Below are 17,864 nucleotides of genomic sequence, written 5' to 3' on the forward strand. Positions count from 1 at the left end.
ACTGCGATCCCGCCGTTTGCCGCATTTGTTTGCCGCGCCTGCTTGCCGATTCCGTACCGATGACACGACCCCGTTCTTCCGCTCCGACTTCTTCCGGCCGCCCGGCGCGCCTGGCTGCGCTGCACCTGGCGCCCGATTCGCTCGGCTTCGCGCTCGACGCGGCCGCGCAGGCGGTCGATGCGGTGCGACGCGGCACCGCGTTGCCGGCGGCACTGTCGACGGTATTCGCGCAGATGCCGTCCGGCGCGCAGGCACTCGCACGCGGCGCGACGCAGGACGTCGCCTACCGGACGATGCGTCGCCTCGGCAGCGCGGACTGGCTGATCGGCAAGTTCGTCAGCAAGGCGCCGCCCGCGCACGTGCACGCGGTGCTCGCCGGCGCGTTCGCGCTGCTGCTCGACCCGCCTGACGAAGCTGCGTACCCGGCGTTCACGGTGGTCGACCAGGCCGTCACCGTCATCGGTGCGCGGCGCGAATTCGCGTTCGCGAAGGGGATGGTCAACGCGGTGCTGCGCCGTTTCCTGCGCGAGCGCGACGCACTCGTCGCGGCGATGCAGGACGATCCGGTTGCGTGCTGGAACTACCGTGCGTGGTGGGTCGATGCGGTGAAGCGCGCATGGCCCGACGCGTGGCAGGCGATCCTCGCGGCCGGCGAGCGCCAGGGGCCGCTGACGCTGCGCGTGAACGCGCGTCGCGCGAACGTCGATGCGTATCTCGACACGCTGCGTGCGAGCGGAATCGAAGCGGTCGCGATCGGCCGGCATGCGGTGCGGCTCGCGTCGGCGCTGCCGGTCGACCGCATTCCGGGCTTCGCCGACGGCGTGGTGTCGGTGCAGGACGCCGGCGCGCAGCTCGCGGCCGAATGGCTCGGCGCGCGCGACGGCATGCGCGTGCTCGACGCGTGCGCGGCGCCCGGCGGCAAGACCGGCCATATTCTCGAACTCGCCGACGCGGAAGTCGTGGCGCTCGAAAGCGACGCGACGCGCGCGGCGCGCATCGGCGAGAATCTCGTGCGCCTGTCGCTCGCGGCGAACGTGTGCGTCGGCGACGCGGGCGCGCCGGACGCGTGGTACGACGGGCGTCCGTTCGATCGCATCCTGGCCGACGTGCCGTGCTCGGCGTCCGGCATCGTGCGGCGGCACCCCGACATCCGCTGGCTGCGCCGCGAGGCCGACATCCCGGCGCTGGTCGCGGAGCAGCGTCGCATCCTGTCGGCGCTGTGGCCGCTCGTGAAGCCGGGCGGCGAACTGCTTTACGTGACCTGTTCGATCTTCCCCGAAGAAGGCGAAGGGCAGGCCCGCTGGTTTGAAGCGGCCTGTGAAGATGCGGTACGATTGGACGCCCCCGGCCAACTGCTGCCGGGCGGCGTGCAGGGACGGGCGGCCGCCGGCGCACTCGACCAGAACACCGATCACGACGGATTTTTCTACGCGCGGTTTCAGAAACGGTGACGATCAAACACCTTTTTCCCTTTCGGCTCGCGGCCGTCTTGCTGGTCGCGTTGACGCTGTGCTTGGCCGTCGTGCGGCCGGCGCATGCCGAATCGATCGCCGTGCAACGCGCGTCGCTCCAGTCCGACGGAAGCGGCTGGAGCCTCGACGCACGGTTCGACTTCGAGCTGAATCCGAACCTCGAGGATGCCGTCAACAAGGGCATCCCGCTTTACTTCACGACCGACTTCGAGCTGAGCCGCGCGCGCTGGTACTGGTTCGACGAGCAGCCGGTGGCGGTCACGCAGACGATCCGCCTGTCGTTCCAGCCGCTCACGCGCGAGTACCGCGTGTCGACGGGCGGCCTGCAGCTCGGCTTCCCGTCGCTGAAGGATGCGCTCGCGGTGGTCCGGCACATCACGTCGTGGCACGTGATCGACCGTAACCAGGTGCGTGCCGGCGAAACCTACACGGCGTCGGTGCGGATGCAGCTCGATACGGCGCTGATGCCGAAGCCGTTCCAGGTCGACGCGGTGAACAATCGCGACTGGACGCTCGGGTCGGACTGGAAGCGCTTCAACTTCACGGTGACCGAACGTGCTAAATAAAGTACGCCGCGCGGCCAGCGGGAAGAGCCTCCTCGTCCGCGTGATCGTCTCGACCGTCGCGCTGACCGCGCTGCTGCTGCTCGTGCTGCTGGCGGCCGCGAGCGCGAACACCGAATTCTTCGATCGCTACTACTCGTGGCTGTACGCGACGAACATCGTCGTCGCGCTCGTGTTCCTGCTCGTGGTGCTTGGGCTGATCGGGATGATCGTCGTGCGCCTGAGGAAGGGCAAGTTCGGCACACGGCTGCTCGCGAAGCTCGCGGTGTTCTTCGCGCTCGTCGGCGTGGTGCCGGGCGGGATCATCTACATCGTGTCGTACCAGTTCGTGTCGCGCAGTATCGAGTCGTGGTTCGACGTGAACGTCGAGACGGCGCTGACGGCCGGCCTGAACCTCGGCCGCGGGATGCTCGATGCGTCGCTGTCCGATCTGCAGACGAAGGCGCGGCTGATGTCCGACCAGCTCGCGAGCGTCGATGCGAACACGAACGGCACGACGCTCACGCTGCTGCGGCTGCGCGACCAGTTCGGCGTGCAGGACGCGACGATCGTCGAGCCGAGCCGCGGCGGCTCGGGCGCCGCGCCCGACCTGCACATCGTCGCGCAGGCGTCGGGCAATTTCGCGGCGCTTATTCCGGACGACCTGCCGACGCCGCTGATGCTGAGCCAGGCGCGCGAACACGGCGCGTATGCGGCGATCGAGGGCGAAGTCGACGGCGACCCGCGCGCACACGGCGCGAAGGGCGCGCTGCGGCTGCGCGTCGTGCGGCCGATTCCCGACGCGACGACGTCGCTGCTGCAGCCGGCGGAGCGGTTCCTGCAGCTCACGCAGCCGGTGCCGCCGACGCTCGCGCACAACGCGGACGCCGTGCAGCGCGCGTACAGCGAGTACCAGGCAAAGTCGCTCGGCCGCACGGGGCTGCGCAAGATGTACATCGGCACGCTGACGCTTGCGCTGTTCCTCGCGACCTTCATCGCGATGATGCTCGCGCTCGCGCTCGGCCAGCAGCTCGCACGGCCGCTGTTCCTGCTCGCGCAGGGCACGAAGGAGATCACGGAAGGCGACTACACGCCGAAGCGCGAGATCAAGACGCGCGACGAGCTCGGCTTCCTCACGCAGTCGTTCAACGCGATGACGCGCCAGTTGTCCGAGGCGCGGCTCGCGGTCGAGAAGAACCGCATCGCGCTCGAGCATTCGAAGACGTATCTCGAGAGCATCCTCGCGAACCTGACGGCCGGCGTGTTCGTGCTCGATCGCCAGTTCCGGCTGACGACGGCCAATCGCGGCGCCGAGCGGATCTTCCGGCAGCCGTTCAACACGCTGATCGGCACGACGCTCGACCGGATCGGCGTGGCCGCCGGGTTCGGCGCGATGGTACGCAAGGCGTTCGCCGATCGCGAGGCGGCGTCCGACGGCGGCAGCGGTGATCGCGGCCACTGGCAGCAGCAGTTCGCGATCGAGGTGCCGGGCGAAACCGATCCGCTGACGCTGCTCGTACGCGGTACGCGGCTCGTGTCGACGGTCGAAGGGCAGGCCGACGATCCGCAGACGTCCGGCTACGTGGTCGTGTTCGACGACATTTCCGACGTGATTTCCGCGCAGCGTTCGGTCGCGTGGGGCGAGGTCGCGCGGCGGCTCGCGCACGAGATCAAGAATCCGCTGACGCCGATCCAGCTGTCGGCCGAGCGGCTGCAGATGAAGCTGTCCGACAAGCTCGCACCGCCCGACGCGGACGTGCTCAAGCGCGGCGCGACGATGATCGTGAACCAGGTGGCCGCGATGAAGCGGATGGTCGACGATTTTCGCGAATACGCGCGCACGCCGCCGGCGGTGCTCGCGAACCTGCAGTTGAACGAACTGGCGAGCGAGGTGCTCGGGCTGTACGGCGTCGGCGAGGGCAAGAGCCCGATCGTCGCCGAGCTCGCGCCGTCGCTGCCGGTGATTCGCGGCGACGCGACGCAATTGCGTCAGGTGATTCACAACCTGCTGCAGAATGCGCAGGATTCGGTCGCGGAGTCCGCGCATCCGCGTGTGTTGATCGAAACCAAGACAGTAGAATATGGCGACCCCGACGCCGAGGGCAAAACGCGCGTCGCGGTACGTCTTACCGTGTCCGACAACGGGCCCGGTTTTCCGGCACGCATCCTGACCCGTGCGTTCGAGCCTTACGTGACGACCAAGGCGAAGGGCACGGGGCTCGGGCTGGCCACGGTCAAGAAAATCGTTGACGAGCACGGCGCGCGGATCGATCTGCGCAATCGCATGCACGGCGAGACCGTCGAGGGTGCGCAGGTGTCGATCCTCTTCCTGCAGATGGCGAGCGATACGCCAGGCGCCGAACCGGGCGCACAGGACGGGACGACACCCGCCAAGACAAAAGCAAGTGAGCAGACAAAGGCAGCGTAAATGGCAACCATCCTGGTGGTAGATGATGAAATGGGCATCCGGGAATTGCTCTCGGAGATCCTCAGCGATGAAGGACATGTCGTCGAGGCGGCGGAGAACGCGCAGGCCGCGCGGGAATACCGGCTGAATCAGGCGCCCGATCTCGTGCTGCTCGATATCTGGATGCCCGATACCGACGGCGTCACGCTGCTCAAGGAATGGGCGGCGCAGGGGCTGCTGACGATGCCCGTGATCATGATGTCCGGGCACGCGACGATCGATACGGCCGTCGAGGCGACCAAGATCGGCGCGCTCGATTTCCTCGAGAAACCGATCGCGCTGCAGAAGCTGCTGAAGTCGGTCGAGCACGGTCTCGCCCGCGGCGCGGCGCCGGTGTCCGCGAACGCGGCGGCGAAGGCGGGCGGCGGGCAGGCCGCGGGGCCGGCGGCGGTCGCGTCCGCGGCGGCGCTGCCGACGCTCGGCGACGACATGGCGTCGGCGCTCGGCCTCGCGGGCCAGACGGCCGCGATCCCGTTCGACATCCCGTTGCGCGAAGCGCGCGATGCGTTCGAGCGCGCGTACTTCGAATATCACCTCGCGCGCGAGAACGGCAGCATGAGGCGCGTCGCGGAGAAGACGGGCCTCGAGCGCACGCACCTGTATCGCAAGCTCAAGCAACTCGGCGTCGAGCTCGGCAAGAAGCCGTCCGAAGGCGCGCTGTAAAATATTTTGCGAAAGCACTTGCTCGGGGGCGAATAGCTCGATATACTTTCATTCTTCGTTGGCCCGGTAGCTCAGTTGGTAGAGCAGCGGATTGAAAATCCGCGTGTCGATGGTTCGATTCCGTCCCAGGCCACCAGCATTTAAAACCCCAAGAATCGGAAGGTTCTTGGGGTTTTTCGTTTGTGGTGGGTATCGCGTGTCGTGGGCCGCTGGCCCGGCAGCATTCGCCGGGGCATGATAAAATCCGTGCCCGCTCAATGACTTAGCGCATCGCTTCATGCGCATGGCAGGCTGCTCGCGGTGCGCCTGTCGTGGCGCGCGGCAACGATGCCGTGCGATGAGCGGTATAAGCGCGCCGCCGCATTCGCGGCCGAGCGCGCTGCCTATACTGGTCGAGCCGGCACAGGCCGGCCGCGTCGGGCCGCCCGGCGGCAGCCGGCCTCGGGGCGCAGTGCGACGCGAGCCTACACATTCACGGAGTATCACGGTGATTCGGACAGACGCTAAAGACGGCGCGCTCGTGTTGTTTTCCGGCGGGCAGGATTCCGCCACGTGCGTGGCATGGGCCCTCGAACGCTACCAGACGGTCGAGACGCTCGGCTTCGACTACGGCCAGCGTCATCGCGTCGAACTCGAGTGCCGCGAAGGCGTGCGCGAAGCGCTGAAGCACAGGTTTCCCGCGTGGTCGGACCGGCTCGGCGACGATCACATGATCGACCTGTCGGTGCTCGGCGCGATCAGCGATACCGCGATGACGCGCACGATCGAGATCGAGACGACGGCGAACGGCCTGCCGAACACGTTCGTGCCGGGCCGCAACCTGATGTTCATGACGATCGCCGCGGCGATCGCCTATCGGCGCGGGCTGCGCGTGCTGGTCGGCGGGATGTGCGAGACCGATTTTTCGGGCTATCCGGACTGCCGCGACGACACGATGAAGGCGCTGCAGGTCGCGCTGAATCTCGGGATGGATACGCGCATGGTGCTCGAGACGCCGCTGATGTGGCTCGACAAGGCGCAGACCTGGCAGCTCGCCGAACAGCTCGGCGGCGACGCGCTCGTCGAACTGATCCGCGTCGAGACGCACACCTGCTACGTGGGCGAACGCGCGGAACTGCACGACTGGGGCTTCGGCTGCGGCGAATGCCCGGCCTGCAAGCTGCGCAAGCGCGGCTACGAGGCCTACCTGAAGGGCGAGCGGGTGACCGAAGCGCCGCTGTGACGCGGCTGCGCCGGCGGCGCTTGATGGACAACGGATTCTGATCGACAACGAGCGGCGCGAGCCGGACGAAGGACGATGACTTACGCGGTCAAGGAAATTTTCTACACGTTGCAGGGCGAGGGCGCGAATGCGGGCCGGCCGGCCGTGTTCTGCCGGTTCGCCGGCTGCAATCTGTGGTCGGGCCGCGAAGAGGATCGTGCGGAGGCCGTGTGCCGCTTCTGCGATACGGACTTCGTCGGCACCGACGGCGAGAACGGCGGCAAGTTCAAGGACGCCGCCGCGCTCGTCGCGACGATCGCCGGCCTGTGGCCGGAGGGCGAAGCGCACCGCTTCGTCGTCTGCACGGGTGGCGAGCCGATGCTGCAGCTCGACCAGCCGCTCGTCGACGCGCTGCATGCGGCCGGCTTCGAGATCGCGATCGAAACCAACGGTTCGCTGCCGGTGCTCGAATCGATCGACTGGATCTGCGTGAGCCCGAAGGCCGATGCGCCGCTCGTCGTCACGAAGGGCAACGAACTGAAGGTCGTCGTGCCGCAGGACAACCAGCGGCTGGCCGACTACGCGAAGCTCGACTTCGAGTATTTCCTGGTCCAGCCGATGGACGGCCCGTCGCGCGACCTCAATACGAAGCTCGCGATCGACTGGTGCAAGCGTCATCCGCAGTGGCGGCTGTCGATGCAGACCCACAAATATCTGAACATTCCCTGAGCCACGGCTTTTGACATCGTGCTGATTACCCGAAAACTCGAATTCGACGCGGGCCACCGCATCCCCGATCACCGCAGCCAGTGCAGGAACCTGCACGGCCATCGCTACGTGCTCGAAATCACGCTGCGCGGTGATCTCGTCGATACCGAGGGGGCGCCCGACCGCGGCATGGTGATGGATTTCGCCGACGTGAAGGCGCTCGCGATGGAGCACCTCGTCAGCAAGTGGGATCACGCGTTCCTGGTCTATGCGCGCGACGAGGTCGTGCGGTCGTTCCTCGAGCAGATGGCCGACCACAAGACGGTCGTGATCGACCGGATCCCGACCGTCGAGAACCTCGCGGCGATCGCGTTCGACCTGCTCGCGAACGTGTACGACGCGCACTACGGCGTGAATCTGCGCCTCGAGCGCGTGCGTCTGTACGAAACGCCGAACTGCTGGGCCGACGTCGAGCGCCAGCCCGGCCGCTGATTCTGCCTTTCTCGGCAGCCCCGCCGTTCGGCGCGGGCTGCCCGTCGTCGCCAGCCGCCGCGTCCCGCGCCGATACGGCTTCCCCCTTCGGTTCCCGCATCGCGCATCCGGCCGCGCTATGATCGTCGTGCGGCACGGAAAAGCGCGCGCGTGAGCCATTGCGCGGCCTGCGCTGTCAGATCGGTCGTCCCGGGCCGACTCACGTTCTCTGGGGCGTGATCTGCCGCCGCCGCCGTGCTTCGGTTGCCCGGCGGCGCGCATGCCGCTTTCCGCTTCGCCAGTTGCTTGTCCCGTTCGATTGCCGTTCCGTTCCGGAGGCCGTATCGATGAGCACGCTCACCAATTCCCTCAAACAACGCCTGCGCGACGGCGACGAGCCGCTGTACGGCCTGTGGCTGTCGCTCGGCAGCGACTCGGCCGCGGAAGCGCTCGCGCATGCCGGTTACGACTGGCTCTGCATCGACATGGAGCATGCGCCGAACGACAGTCGCGATGTAGCGTCGCAACTGCGCGCGATCGCCGCGGCGCACCTGCCGAGCGAGCCGGTCGTGCGCGTGCCGGCGCGCGAGCCGTGGCTCGTGAAGCGTGCGCTCGACGCCGGCGCCCGCACGCTGATGTTTCCGTGTATCGAGACGCCCGACGACGCCGCGCACGCGGTGCGGCTCACGCGCTTCCCGTCGCCCGAATCGCCGGACGGGCTGCGCGGCGTCGCGGGCATGGTGCGCGCGGCGGCGTTCGGCATGCGCCGCGACTACCTGCAGACGGCGAATGCGCAAGTCGCGGTGATCGTGCAGGTCGAATCGGCGCGCGGCGTCGACGAAGTCGAGCGGATCGCGGCGACGCCCGGTGTCGATTGCCTGTTCGTCGGCCCGGCCGATCTCGCGGCGAGCCTCGGGCATCTCGGCGATATCCGCCACCCGGACGTCGAAACCGCGATGGCGCGCGTGCTCGCGGCGGGCAAGCAGGCGGGCGTCGCGGTCGGCATCTTCGCGGGCGACACGGCGGCCGCGCGCCAGTATCGCGAGGCCGGCTACCGGTTGATCACGGTGTCGGCCGACGTGAGCTGGCTGTTGCGCGCGACGCGGCAGGCGTTGCAGGAGGTACGGTCATGAACGGCGCAGACGGTGCGTGCCGTGGGCGCGCGCGGATCGGGGCGATGGTCGGCCTGTGGGCCGTGTGGGCGGCGGCCGTCGCGCAGGGCGCGCCGCAAGCGAAGCCTGACCCGTCGCGCGAGACGCAATCGGCGGTCGCCGACTACAACGCCGGCGACTATCGCGCGGCGCTGGTGCAATTCCACGATGCGGCCGAGCGCGGCGATCGCCTCGCGCAGTTCAACTACGCGATGATGCTGCTGACGGGCGAAGGTGTGACCGCGAACGTCGACGAAGGGCTGCGCTGGCTCAAGCGCGCGGCGGAAGCGAACATGTCGCATGCGCAGTACGTGTATGGCCGGATGTTCGACGATGGCGAGTTCGTCGCGCGCAATCCGGCGGAAGCGCATCGCTGGTTCCTGCGGGCCGCGAAGCAGGGGCACGTGCAGGCCGAGCTGTCGCTCGCGAACCAGTTCCTCGACGGGCGCGGCACGCCGCGCGACAACCGGCAGGCGTTCGTGTGGTACAAGCAGGCCGCCGACGCGGGCGAGCCGACCGCGCAGTACGTGACCGCGTCGTTCTACGAGCGCGGCGGCGATGGCGTCGCGCAGAACCTGAACATCGCACGCGCGTACTACGCGGCGGCGGCCGCGCAGGGCGACGAGACGGCCGGGATGAAATTCAAGGAGCTGAGCGCGCGGCTGAAGGCGCCGGGGCCGGCATCGGGCACCGGCGCGGAGCCAGGCAAACCGCACGCGCCGCCGCAGTAAGCGGCTGCATTCGGTCCGCCCGATGCAAAACGGCGCCCGCAGGCGCCGTTGTCGTGTGCCGCAGCGCAGGCCGCGCGGTCAACTCTTCATCAACCGCCGCTGCCGCCCGACGCTCATGATCATCCCGATCGCGATGCCGAGCGTTGTGAGCGCGGTGCCGCCGTAACTCATGAACGGCAGCGGCACGCCGACGACCGGCAACACGCCGCTCACCATCCCGATATTGACGAACGCGTAGACGAAGAACGCGAGCGTGAGCGAGCCCGCGAGCAGCCGGCCGAACAGCGTCGCGCCCTGCGCGGCGATGTAGAGCCCGCGCGCGATCAGCGCCATGTACAGCGTCAGCAGCACGAGCCCGCCGGCGAGCCCCCATTCCTCCGAGAACACCGCGAAGATGAAGTCGGTGTGCTTTTCCGGAATGAATTCGAGGTGCGCCTGCGTGCCTTTCAGGTAGCCCTTGCCGAGCACGCCGCCCGAGCCGATCGCGATCACGGCCTGGATCGTGTGGAAGCCCTTGCCGAGCGGGTCGGACGTCGGGTCGAGCAGCGTACACACCCGGTGTTTCTGGTAGTCGTGCATCAGCGGCCACTGCACTTCAGGCTGGCAGATGCGTTCCTCGAACACCGCGATCGAGCCGACCGCGATCACGCCCGCGACGAGCACCGGCACGATCAGCTTGAACGACAGGCCGGCGAGGTAGATCACGAAGAAGCCGGCCGCGAACACGAGCAGGCCCGTGCCGAGGTCCGGCTGTTTCGCGATCAGCCCGACCGGCACCAGCAGGATCCCGAAAGCGGCGATGAAGTCGTACCAGCGCAGCCCGCCTTCGCGGCGCTGGTAGTACCACGCGAGCATCAGCGGCGTCGCGATCTTGAGGATTTCGGACGGCTGGATCACGACGCCGACGTTCAGCCAGCGCTTCGCGCCCTTCTTGGTCATCCCGAACAGCGCGACGGCAATCAGCAGCGTGACCCCGAACGTGTAGAGCGGGACCGCGAAGCGCATCAGCGTGGTCGGCGGGATGTTGGCGATCACCCACATCAGCACGAACGTCAGCAGGATGTTGCGCAACTGGTCCTCGACGCGGCCCGGCACGTCGATCGACGCGCTGTACAGCGTGACGATGCCGACGCACAGCAGCAGGAACACGATGAGGGCGAGCGGACGGTCGAAGCCCGCGAACATCTGCTTGATCTTGTCGAGCCAGGCGCGCTTGTCGAATTGCATGCCTTTCTCCGTTAATGAGCGGTGCCGGCGTCCGCCGCTTTCGCGGGGGCCGTCGCACGATGGTTGTCGTCCCGCGGCGTGGCGACGACCGGCTGCGCGTCGCTGGCCGCCGACGGCACGACCGGCTGCGGCAGTGCGGTGAAGCCGGCCGCGATCGTGGCCGGCTTGGATGTGTCGCCGACCACCGGCGCGCTCACCGGCTCAGTGGCCGACGCCGCGGCGGCCACGGCCGCGGCTTCGTTCTTCGGGTTCTGGCGCTCGACCAGGTAGTAGTCGAGCACGCGACGCGCGATCGGGCCGGCGGCCTGGGCGCCCCAGCCGCCGTTTTCGACGACCAGCGCGACGGCGATCTGCGGATGGTCGACCGGCGCATACGCGATGAACAGCGCGTGGTCGCGCAGGTGTTCGGCGAGCAGGTGGCCCTTGTAGTTCGAGCCCTGCAGCGAGAACACCTGGGCGGTACCGGTTTTGCCGGCGGCGAGGTACGGCGCGCCGCGGAACACCTTGTACGCGGTGCCGGACGGGTTCTCGATCACGTTCTCCATCCCGCGCTTCACGACGTCGATGTCGGCCTGCTTGAGCGGGATCACCTCGCTTTCCTTCGGCACGGTCAGGTGGCGCGCGCGAGAGATCGGATCCTCGACTTCCTTCACGAGGTGAGGCTTCATCACGACGCCGTTGTTCGCGAGCGTCGCGGTTGCGTGCGCGAGCTGCAGGATCGTGAACGAGTTGTAGCCCTGGCCGATTCCGAGGCTGATCGTCTCGCCGTCGAACCACTTCTGCTGCGCCGCCTTCTTGAACGCCTTCTTCTTCCAGTCGGTCGACGGCAGGATCCCGCGCGCCTCGCCCTGGATGTCGATCCCGGTGATCTGGCCGAAGCCGAACGGCTTCATGAAGTTCGCGATCGCGTTCACGCCGAGGTCGCGCGCGAGCATGTAGAAGTAGGTGTCGTTCGACACCATGATCGCCTTGTTCATGTCGACCCAGCCCTGGCCCGAGCGCACGTCGTTGCGGAACGTGTGACCGCCGAACGTGAAGTAGCCCGGGTCCTGGAAGCCCCAGCCCGGCGTGCGCTTGCCGAGCGTCAGGCCCGCGAGCGCCATGAACGGCTTGTAGGTCGAGCCGGGCGGGTAGGTGCCGTGCAGCGGGCGGTTCAGGAGCGGCTTGTCGGGCGAGTTGTTCAGCTCGTCCCAGGTCTGCTGGTCGATGCCGTCGACGAACGAGTTCGGGTCGAAGCTCGGCGACGACACGAACGCGAGCACGTCGCCCGTCTTCGGCTCGATCGCGACGAGCGCACCGCGCTTGCCGGCGAACGCCTGCTCGGCGACCTGCTGCAGCCCGATGTCGAGCGACAGCACGAGGTTGTTGCCGGGCGTCGCCTGCGTGCGCGACAGCGTGCGCACCGGCCGGCCGCCGGCCGTCACCTCGACTTCCTCGAAGCCGGTCAGCCCGTGCAGCTCGGTTTCGTAGCTCTGCTCGACGCCGATCTTGCCGATGTAGTCGGTGCCCTTGTAGTTGTTCGCGTCGCGGCGCGGGTCGTAGTGCTCCTGGTCGCTGTCGTTGTCGTCGCTCATCGCGTCGATGCGATCCTGGTCGCGCTTCGAGATCCGGCCGATATAGCCGATCACGTGCGCGGCCGTCATGCCGAGCGGGTACTGGCGGAACAGCCGCGCGCGCACGTCGACGCCGGGGAAGCGGAAACGCTGCGCGGTGAAGCGCGCGACTTCGGCATCGGTGAGCCGCGTGCGGATCGGCAGGCTCTCGAAGTTCTTCGAGTCTTCCTGCAGCTTCTTGAAGCGGCGGCGGTCGCGCGCGTCGATCGGGATGATCTCGGACAGCTTGTCGATCGTGTTGTCGAGCGTGTCGTCGAGCTTCGACGGCGTGATCTCGAGCGTGTACGCCGAGTAGTTCTTCGCGAGGACCACGCCGTTGCGGTCGGTGATGATCCCGCGGTTCGGCACGATCGGCGCGACCGAGATGCGGTTTTCCTCGGCCTGCAGCGCGTATTTGCCGTGCTGCATCAGCTGCAGATAGAAGAAGCGGCTCGCGAGCAGCCCGAAGCAGACGAACACGAACACGCCCGCCGCCGCGACGCGCAGGCGGAACTTCGAGAGCTGCTGTTGGGTGTCGTTGAATTCGGTCATTTAAGGGCAATCTGGCCCGCGCGCGGACGCGGGCGAGGTGCCGCCCCGGAGCGCGGCGCGCGGCGGGCGTGGGGGCGGCGGGTATTCAAGGTCGGTCCGGCTCAGATCGGGCGCGTATCGTCCGGGTCGACCGGGCGGCGTTGCGGCATCAGCAGCAGGTGGCTCGCGATCGGCCACAGCGCGGCTTCGACGAAACCGTCGACGAGGTAGCGCCAGCCGGGGAACGCGGCGCCCATCAGCAGGCGGATCACGAACGGCACGAGCTGCGCGACGACGAGCAGCGGTGTGACGTACAGCACCTGCACGCCGATCGGCATCCACAGCACGCGGCGGTGGATCGTGATCGCGCCGTACGACAGCAGCGTATAGGCGAGCGCATGCTCGCCGAGCAGCCCCGCGTCGTGCACGTCCATCAGGATGCCGAGCGCGAACGCGACGCCCATCCCGACCTTGCGTGGCTGGTGGATGTTCCAGAACAGCAGCACGAGCGCGACGAAGTCGGGCACGCCGGGCAGGCGGCCCCACGGCATCAGGTTCAGCAGGAACGCGGCGGCGAGGCTGAAGACGATGAAGTACGGATTGACCGGCTGCAGGATGTATTGCGGGCGGTTCATCGCTGGGCTCCTGATTGCCCGGCAGCGGGCTTCGCGGGCGCGACGGCGGGCTTGGCCGGCGCGGCAGGGGCCGGCGCCGGGTTCGCACCGGCGGGCGGGGCCGCGGCGGCCGGCTTCGCGTTCGCGTCGGCCTTGTCGGCTTTCTCGGCCTTCGCGGCGGCCTTGCCCTTCTTGCCCTTCGCGTTCTTCTCGGCCGCGGGATCGGGCTCGGCCGGGCGCGGCGGGATGTCGTTCCGGTAATGCAGCACGAGCATCTGGCGCGCGCCGCGCACGGCCGCGACCGGCGCGCAGGTCACGCGGGCGAACGCGGTATCGGCGAGCTTGTCGACGCGCACGACCTTCGCGACCGGCAGGCCGGGCGGATAGACGCCGTCGAGGCCGCTCGTGACGAGTTCGTCGCCGGCGACGAGATCCGCGCTCGTCGGCACGAAGCGCAGGTCGAGCGAATCGCCCTTCGGCGTGCCATAGATCACGCTGCGCAGGCCGGTGCGCAGCACCTGCACGGGAATCGCGAGATCGCGGTCGGTGACCAGCGTGATTTCGGATTGCAGCGGGAACACGCGCGTGACCTGCCCGATCACGCCGTCCTCGCTGACGACGGGCGAGCCGTCCTGGATGCCTTGCTGCGAGCCTTGTCCGACCACGATCTTCTGCGTGAACGGATCGCTCGTGTCGTACTGGATCTCGACCGGCGTCGATTGCGTCGCGATGTGCTGGCGCAGTTCGAGCACCGCGCGCAGGTGCGCGTTTTCCTGCGTGAGCACGGCGGCCTGGTTGGCCTGCGTGGACAGTTGCAGGTTGCGTTTGCGCAGATCGTCGTTCTCGTGGCGCAGCGTCGCGCCGGTGACGGCGAGGTCGGCCGCGCCCATGAACAGGTCGCGCGGCACGAGCGCCGCGCGTTGCAGCGGGTAGAGCACTGTGCCGAGCACGCCGCGCGCGATTTCGAGCGTGCTGAAGCGCGCGTCCGACACGAGGAGCGCGATGGCGAGGGCGACGAAGAAGATGAGCCGCGCGAGCGCGGGCGGACCTTGCTTGAAGAGGGGCGGCGGACTGTATTCCATGGTCGGCGCCGGGCGCGTGTGATCGGTTAAATAATGCTCAGACGCGCAAACGGCGCGGCGGTTCGTTCTGAACGAGCGATCCGGCCACGCCGCGGGTGCGTCATATCAAACGGGACTGCCTAGGCGATCACTGGGCGATCACTCGTACGAGAAGATGCTGCCCAGCTTGTCCATGCGCTCGAGCGCCATGCCCGAACCGCGCACGACGCAGGTCAGCGGGTCTTCCGCGACGAGCACCGGCAGGCCGGTTTCTTCCGCGAGCAGGCGATCGAGGTCGCGCAGCAGCGCGCCGCCGCCCGTCAGCATCATCCCGCGTTCGGCGATGTCGGCGCCGAGTTCCGGCGGCGTCTGTTCGAGCGCGATCTTCACCGACGACACGATCTGGTTCAGCGGATCGGTCAGCGCTTCGAGGATTTCGTTGCTGGAGATCGTGAAGCTGCGCGGGATGCCTTCCGACAGGTTGCGGCCCTTCACTTCCATTTCCTTGACTTCGGAGCCCGGGAACGCGGAGCCGATTTCCTTCTTGATCGCCTCGGCGGTCTGCTCGCCGATCAGCATCCCGTAGTTGCGGCGGATGTAGTTGACGATCGCCTCGTCGAACTTGTCGCCGCCGACGCGCACCGAGCCTTTGTAGACGATGCCGCCGAGCGAGATCACGCCGACTTCGGTCGTGCCGCCGCCGATGTCGACGACCATCGAGCCGGTGGCTTCCGAGACCGGCAGGCCCGCGCCGATCGCGGCCGCCATCGGCTCCTCGATCAGGTAGACCTGCGACGCGCCGGCGCCGTGCGCGGCTTCCTTGATCGCGCGGCGCTCGACCTGGGTCGAGCCGCACGGCACGCAGATGATGATGCGCGGCGACGGCGAGAACATGCGCGACTCGTGGGCCGTCTTGATGAACTGCTTGATCATCTGCTCGGTGACGGTGAAGTCGGCGATCACGCCGTCCTTCATCGGGCGGATCGCCTCGATGTTGCCCGGCACCTTGCCGAGCATCTGCTTGGCTTCCTTGCCGACCGCCTGGATCGTCTTCTTGCCGTTGGGGCCGCCTTCCTGGCGGATCGACACGACGGACGGCTCATCGAGCACGATGCCCTTGCCGCGCATGTAGATCAGGGTGTTTGCGGTGCCGAGGTCGATCGCGAGATCGTTGGAGAAGTAGCTGCGCAAAAAACCGAACATTCAGAATCCTGTTTCGCTCTGGGCCGGCCCTGCATAGCGAGCGCTGAGGGCGGCAGCGGAAAAAATAACAGCCTCGGGAAGCGTGGCGGAAGCGGCCGCCGCGGCGCACGAAGCTGCGAGTGATGTCTACCGGGGATCGCACGAAGCACGCACGGCTTGCCGAAGTGGGGCGAAACGGTGCGGGAAAAGGCTGCCGGGTTTGGGTCGAACGCGTAATGATACCTTATAATTTCACGGTATTTGAATCGAAACGGGCGGTATTTTTGCCGCTTCGGCCCCGATTTTTGAGGGTGGGATCGCACCCTCCAACCCCCCGCCGCAGTGCTGCTTTCGATGCACTGCGCAGCCTTGTTTTTCCGGTGATCGCATGGCCCTGACCCTGACCGATGTGAAACGCATCGCGCACCTGGCGCGACTCGAAATGGCCGACGCCGACGCCGAGCACATGCTCGGCCAGCTCAATGAATTCTTCGGCCTCGTCGAGCAGATGCAGGCGGTCGACACCGCCGGCATCGCGCCGCTCGCCCACCCGATCGAACAGATCCAGGAAGTCGCGCAGCGCCTGCGCGACGACGCCGTGACGGAAGTCGTCGATCGCGACGACAACCAGCGTCCGGCGCCGGCCGTCCAGGACGGCCTCTATCTCGTGCCGAAGGTGATCGAGTAAGCATTCGATGACAAGCGCGCCGGCCGTCCAGCGCCGCGCGCGACCCAGAATTCCCAGGAAAACCACTCAATGCACGCAAAAAGCCTGACCGAACTGCGCGCCGCGCTCGCCGCCAAGGAATGCTCGGCCGTCGAGCTCGCGCAGCACTACCTGAAACGGATCGACGCCGCGCGCGACCTGAACGCGTTCGTCCACGTCGACGCCGACCTCACCCTCGCGCAGGCGAAAGCCGCCGACGCCGAACTCGCGCGCGGCGCGGGCGGCGCGCTGACCGGCCTGCCGATCGCGCACAAGGACGTGTTCGTCACGCGCGGCTGGCGCTCGACCGCCGGCTCGAAGATGCTCGCGAATTACGAGAGCCCGTTCGACGCGACCGTCGTCGCCCGCCTGCAGGCGGCCGGCATGGTCACGCTCGGCAAGACCAACATGGACGAGTTCGCGATGGGCTCGTCGAACGAGAATTCCGCGTTCGGCGCGGTGAAGAACCCGTGGGACACGAACGCGGTGCCGGGCGGCAGCTCGGGCGGCAGCTCGGCCGCCGTCGCCGCGCGCCTCGCGCCGGCCGCGACCGGCACCGACACCGGCGGCTCGATCCGCCAGCCCGCGTCGTTCGCGGGCGTGACGGGCATCAAGCCGACCTACGGCCGCGTGTCGCGCTACGGGATGATCGCGTTCGCGTCGTCGCTCGACCAGGGCGGCCCGATGGCGCAGAGCGCGTCCGACTGCGCGCTGCTGCTGAACGCGATGGCCGGCTTCGACGAGCGTGACTCGACGAGCCTCGAGCGCGACGACGAAGACTTCACGCGCCACCTCGGCCAGCCGTGGGCGGCCGGCAACGACGCGGGCAAGCCGCTCGCCGGCCTGCGCATCGGCTTGCCGAACGAGTATTTCGGCGCCGGCCTCGCCGACGACGTGCGCGCGACGATCGACGCGGCGCTCAAGCAATACGAAGCGCTCGGCGCGACGCTCGTGCCGGTGTCGCTGCCGAAGACGGAGCTGTCGATCCCCGTGTACTACGTGATCGCGCCGGCGGAAGCGTCGTCGAACCTGTCGCGCTTCGACGGCGTGCGTTTCGGCCACCGCGCCGCGCAGTACGGCGACCTGCTCGACATGTACAAGAAGTCGCGCGCCGAAGGCTTCGGGCCTGAAGTGAAGCGCCGGATCCTGGTCGGCACGTATGTGCTGTCGCACGGCTACTACGACGCGTACTACCTGCAGGCGCAGAAGATCCGCCGCATCATCGCGAACGATTTCCAGGAAGCGTTCAAGTCCTGCGACGTGATCATGGGCCCGGCGTCGCCGACGGTCGCATGGGATCTCGGCGCGAAGGGCGACGATCCGGTGCAGATGTATCTCGCGGATATCTACACGCTGTCGGTGAGCCTCGCCGGTCTGCCCGGCATGAGCGTGCCGTGCGGCTTCGGCGCGGGCGCGAACGCGCAGCGCCCGGTCGGCCTGCAGATCATCGGCAACTATTTCAACGAAGCCCGGATGCTGCAGGTCGCCGACGCGTTCCAGCGCGCGACCGACTGGCACAAGCAAGTTCCGGCAGGGGTGTAAGCA

16 protein-coding genes and 1 tRNA gene are annotated in these 17,864 nt (G+C 67.9%); 12 read left to right on the plus strand and 5 right to left on the minus strand.

Translation table 11 applies throughout. The annotated features are described in order from the left end of the window. The first annotated feature begins 59 nt into the window (after positions 1-59). From rsmB to DTA15_RS12365, 10 genes are all read left to right on the plus strand, one after another. Entirely contained in the window at positions 60-1,451 is a 1,392-nt protein-coding gene (gene rsmB, locus DTA15_RS12320; protein WP_006485768.1) for a 16S rRNA (cytosine(967)-C(5))-methyltransferase RsmB, read from the plus strand. Continuing rightward, complete coding sequence (locus tag DTA15_RS12325; protein WP_006477467.1) at positions 1,448-2,038, plus strand: DUF4390 domain-containing protein; 591 nt, start codon at positions 1,448-1,450, stop codon at positions 2,036-2,038. The genes rsmB and DTA15_RS12325 overlap by 4 nt, the downstream gene beginning before the upstream one ends. After that, a complete protein-coding gene (gene esaS / locus DTA15_RS12330) occupies positions 2,028-4,442 on the plus strand; it encodes a sensor histidine kinase EsaS (RefSeq protein WP_034178451.1) in 2,415 nt (804 codons plus the stop codon). Before DTA15_RS12325 ends, esaS begins: the two co-directional genes overlap by 11 nt. Next, on the plus strand, positions 4,443-5,144 hold the full coding sequence (esaR, locus tag DTA15_RS12335) for a response regulator transcription factor EsaR (protein ID WP_012492333.1): 702 nt from the start codon (positions 4,443-4,445) through the stop codon (positions 5,142-5,144). Between the two features lie 60 nt (positions 5,145-5,204). Then, positions 5,205-5,280, plus strand: a tRNA-Phe gene (locus DTA15_RS12340). 351 nt (positions 5,281-5,631) lie between these two features. After that, positions 5,632-6,366 carry a 7-cyano-7-deazaguanine synthase QueC gene (gene queC, locus DTA15_RS12345; protein WP_006482568.1) on the plus strand — a complete coding sequence of 245 codons (735 nt, stop codon included), beginning with the start codon at positions 5,632-5,634 and terminating at the stop codon, positions 6,364-6,366. Between the two features lie 75 nt (positions 6,367-6,441). Beyond that, positions 6,442-7,074, plus strand: a complete 633-nt coding sequence (gene queE, locus DTA15_RS12350) for a 7-carboxy-7-deazaguanine synthase (RefSeq protein WP_006482565.1) — start codon at positions 6,442-6,444, stop codon at positions 7,072-7,074. Positions 7,075-7,092: 18 nt separating this feature from the next. Then, positions 7,093-7,545, plus strand: coding sequence for a 6-carboxytetrahydropterin synthase QueD (gene queD / locus DTA15_RS12355; protein ID WP_006482561.1), 453 nt, complete (start codon positions 7,093-7,095; stop codon positions 7,543-7,545). A 326-nt stretch (positions 7,546-7,871) separates the two neighbouring features. Then, the gene (locus tag DTA15_RS12360) at positions 7,872-8,657 is read left to right on the plus strand and encodes an HpcH/HpaI aldolase family protein (protein ID WP_006494072.1); all 786 of its coding nucleotides are present in this window, start codon (positions 7,872-7,874) and stop codon (positions 8,655-8,657) included. Continuing rightward, positions 8,654-9,406, plus strand: a complete 753-nt coding sequence (locus DTA15_RS12365) for a tetratricopeptide repeat protein (protein ID WP_006482569.1) — start codon at positions 8,654-8,656, stop codon at positions 9,404-9,406. The genes DTA15_RS12360 and DTA15_RS12365 overlap by 4 nt, the downstream gene beginning before the upstream one ends. A 78-nt stretch (positions 9,407-9,484) precedes the next feature. Here DTA15_RS12365 and rodA read toward each other — a convergent pair whose 3' ends face one another. From rodA to DTA15_RS12390, 5 genes are all read right to left on the minus strand, one after another. After that, positions 9,485-10,633: a rod shape-determining protein RodA gene (gene rodA / locus DTA15_RS12370; protein WP_006482564.1), complete on the minus strand. Its 1,149-nt coding sequence runs from the start codon at positions 10,631-10,633 to the stop codon at positions 9,485-9,487. An 11-nt stretch (positions 10,634-10,644) separates the two neighbouring features. Beyond that, positions 10,645-12,777, minus strand: coding sequence for a penicillin-binding protein 2 (mrdA, locus tag DTA15_RS12375; RefSeq protein ID WP_006482570.1), 2,133 nt, complete (start codon positions 12,775-12,777; stop codon positions 10,645-10,647). Positions 12,778-12,878: 101 nt separating this feature from the next. After that, positions 12,879-13,391, minus strand: a complete 513-nt coding sequence (gene mreD, locus DTA15_RS12380; protein WP_006482567.1) for a rod shape-determining protein MreD — start codon at positions 13,389-13,391, stop codon at positions 12,879-12,881. After that, positions 13,388-14,452 (minus strand): rod shape-determining protein MreC, encoded by a 1,065-nt coding sequence (gene mreC / locus DTA15_RS12385; protein WP_012492334.1) that lies wholly within the window; start codon positions 14,450-14,452, stop codon positions 13,388-13,390. Before mreC ends, mreD begins: the two co-directional genes overlap by 4 nt. 138 nt (positions 14,453-14,590) lie before the next feature. Next, positions 14,591-15,634 carry a rod shape-determining protein gene (locus tag DTA15_RS12390; RefSeq protein ID WP_004189550.1) on the minus strand — a complete coding sequence of 348 codons (1,044 nt, stop codon included), beginning with the start codon at positions 15,632-15,634 and terminating at the stop codon, positions 14,591-14,593. A 367-nt stretch (positions 15,635-16,001) separates the two neighbouring features. On the opposite strand from DTA15_RS12390, the gene gatC reads away from it, so the two are divergent. Continuing rightward, entirely contained in the window at positions 16,002-16,301 is a 300-nt protein-coding gene (gene gatC / locus DTA15_RS12395; RefSeq protein WP_006485929.1) for an Asp-tRNA(Asn)/Glu-tRNA(Gln) amidotransferase subunit GatC, read from the plus strand. Positions 16,302-16,370: 69 nt separating this feature from the next. Beyond that, complete coding sequence (gene gatA / locus DTA15_RS12400) at positions 16,371-17,861, plus strand: Asp-tRNA(Asn)/Glu-tRNA(Gln) amidotransferase subunit GatA (protein WP_006494379.1); 1,491 nt, start codon at positions 16,371-16,373, stop codon at positions 17,859-17,861. Positions 17,862-17,864: the final 3 nt, after the last annotated feature.

The sequence above is a fragment of the Burkholderia cenocepacia genome (genome assembly GCF_900446215.1).
Classification (GTDB): Bacteria; Pseudomonadota; Gammaproteobacteria; order Burkholderiales; family Burkholderiaceae; genus Burkholderia; species Burkholderia cenocepacia.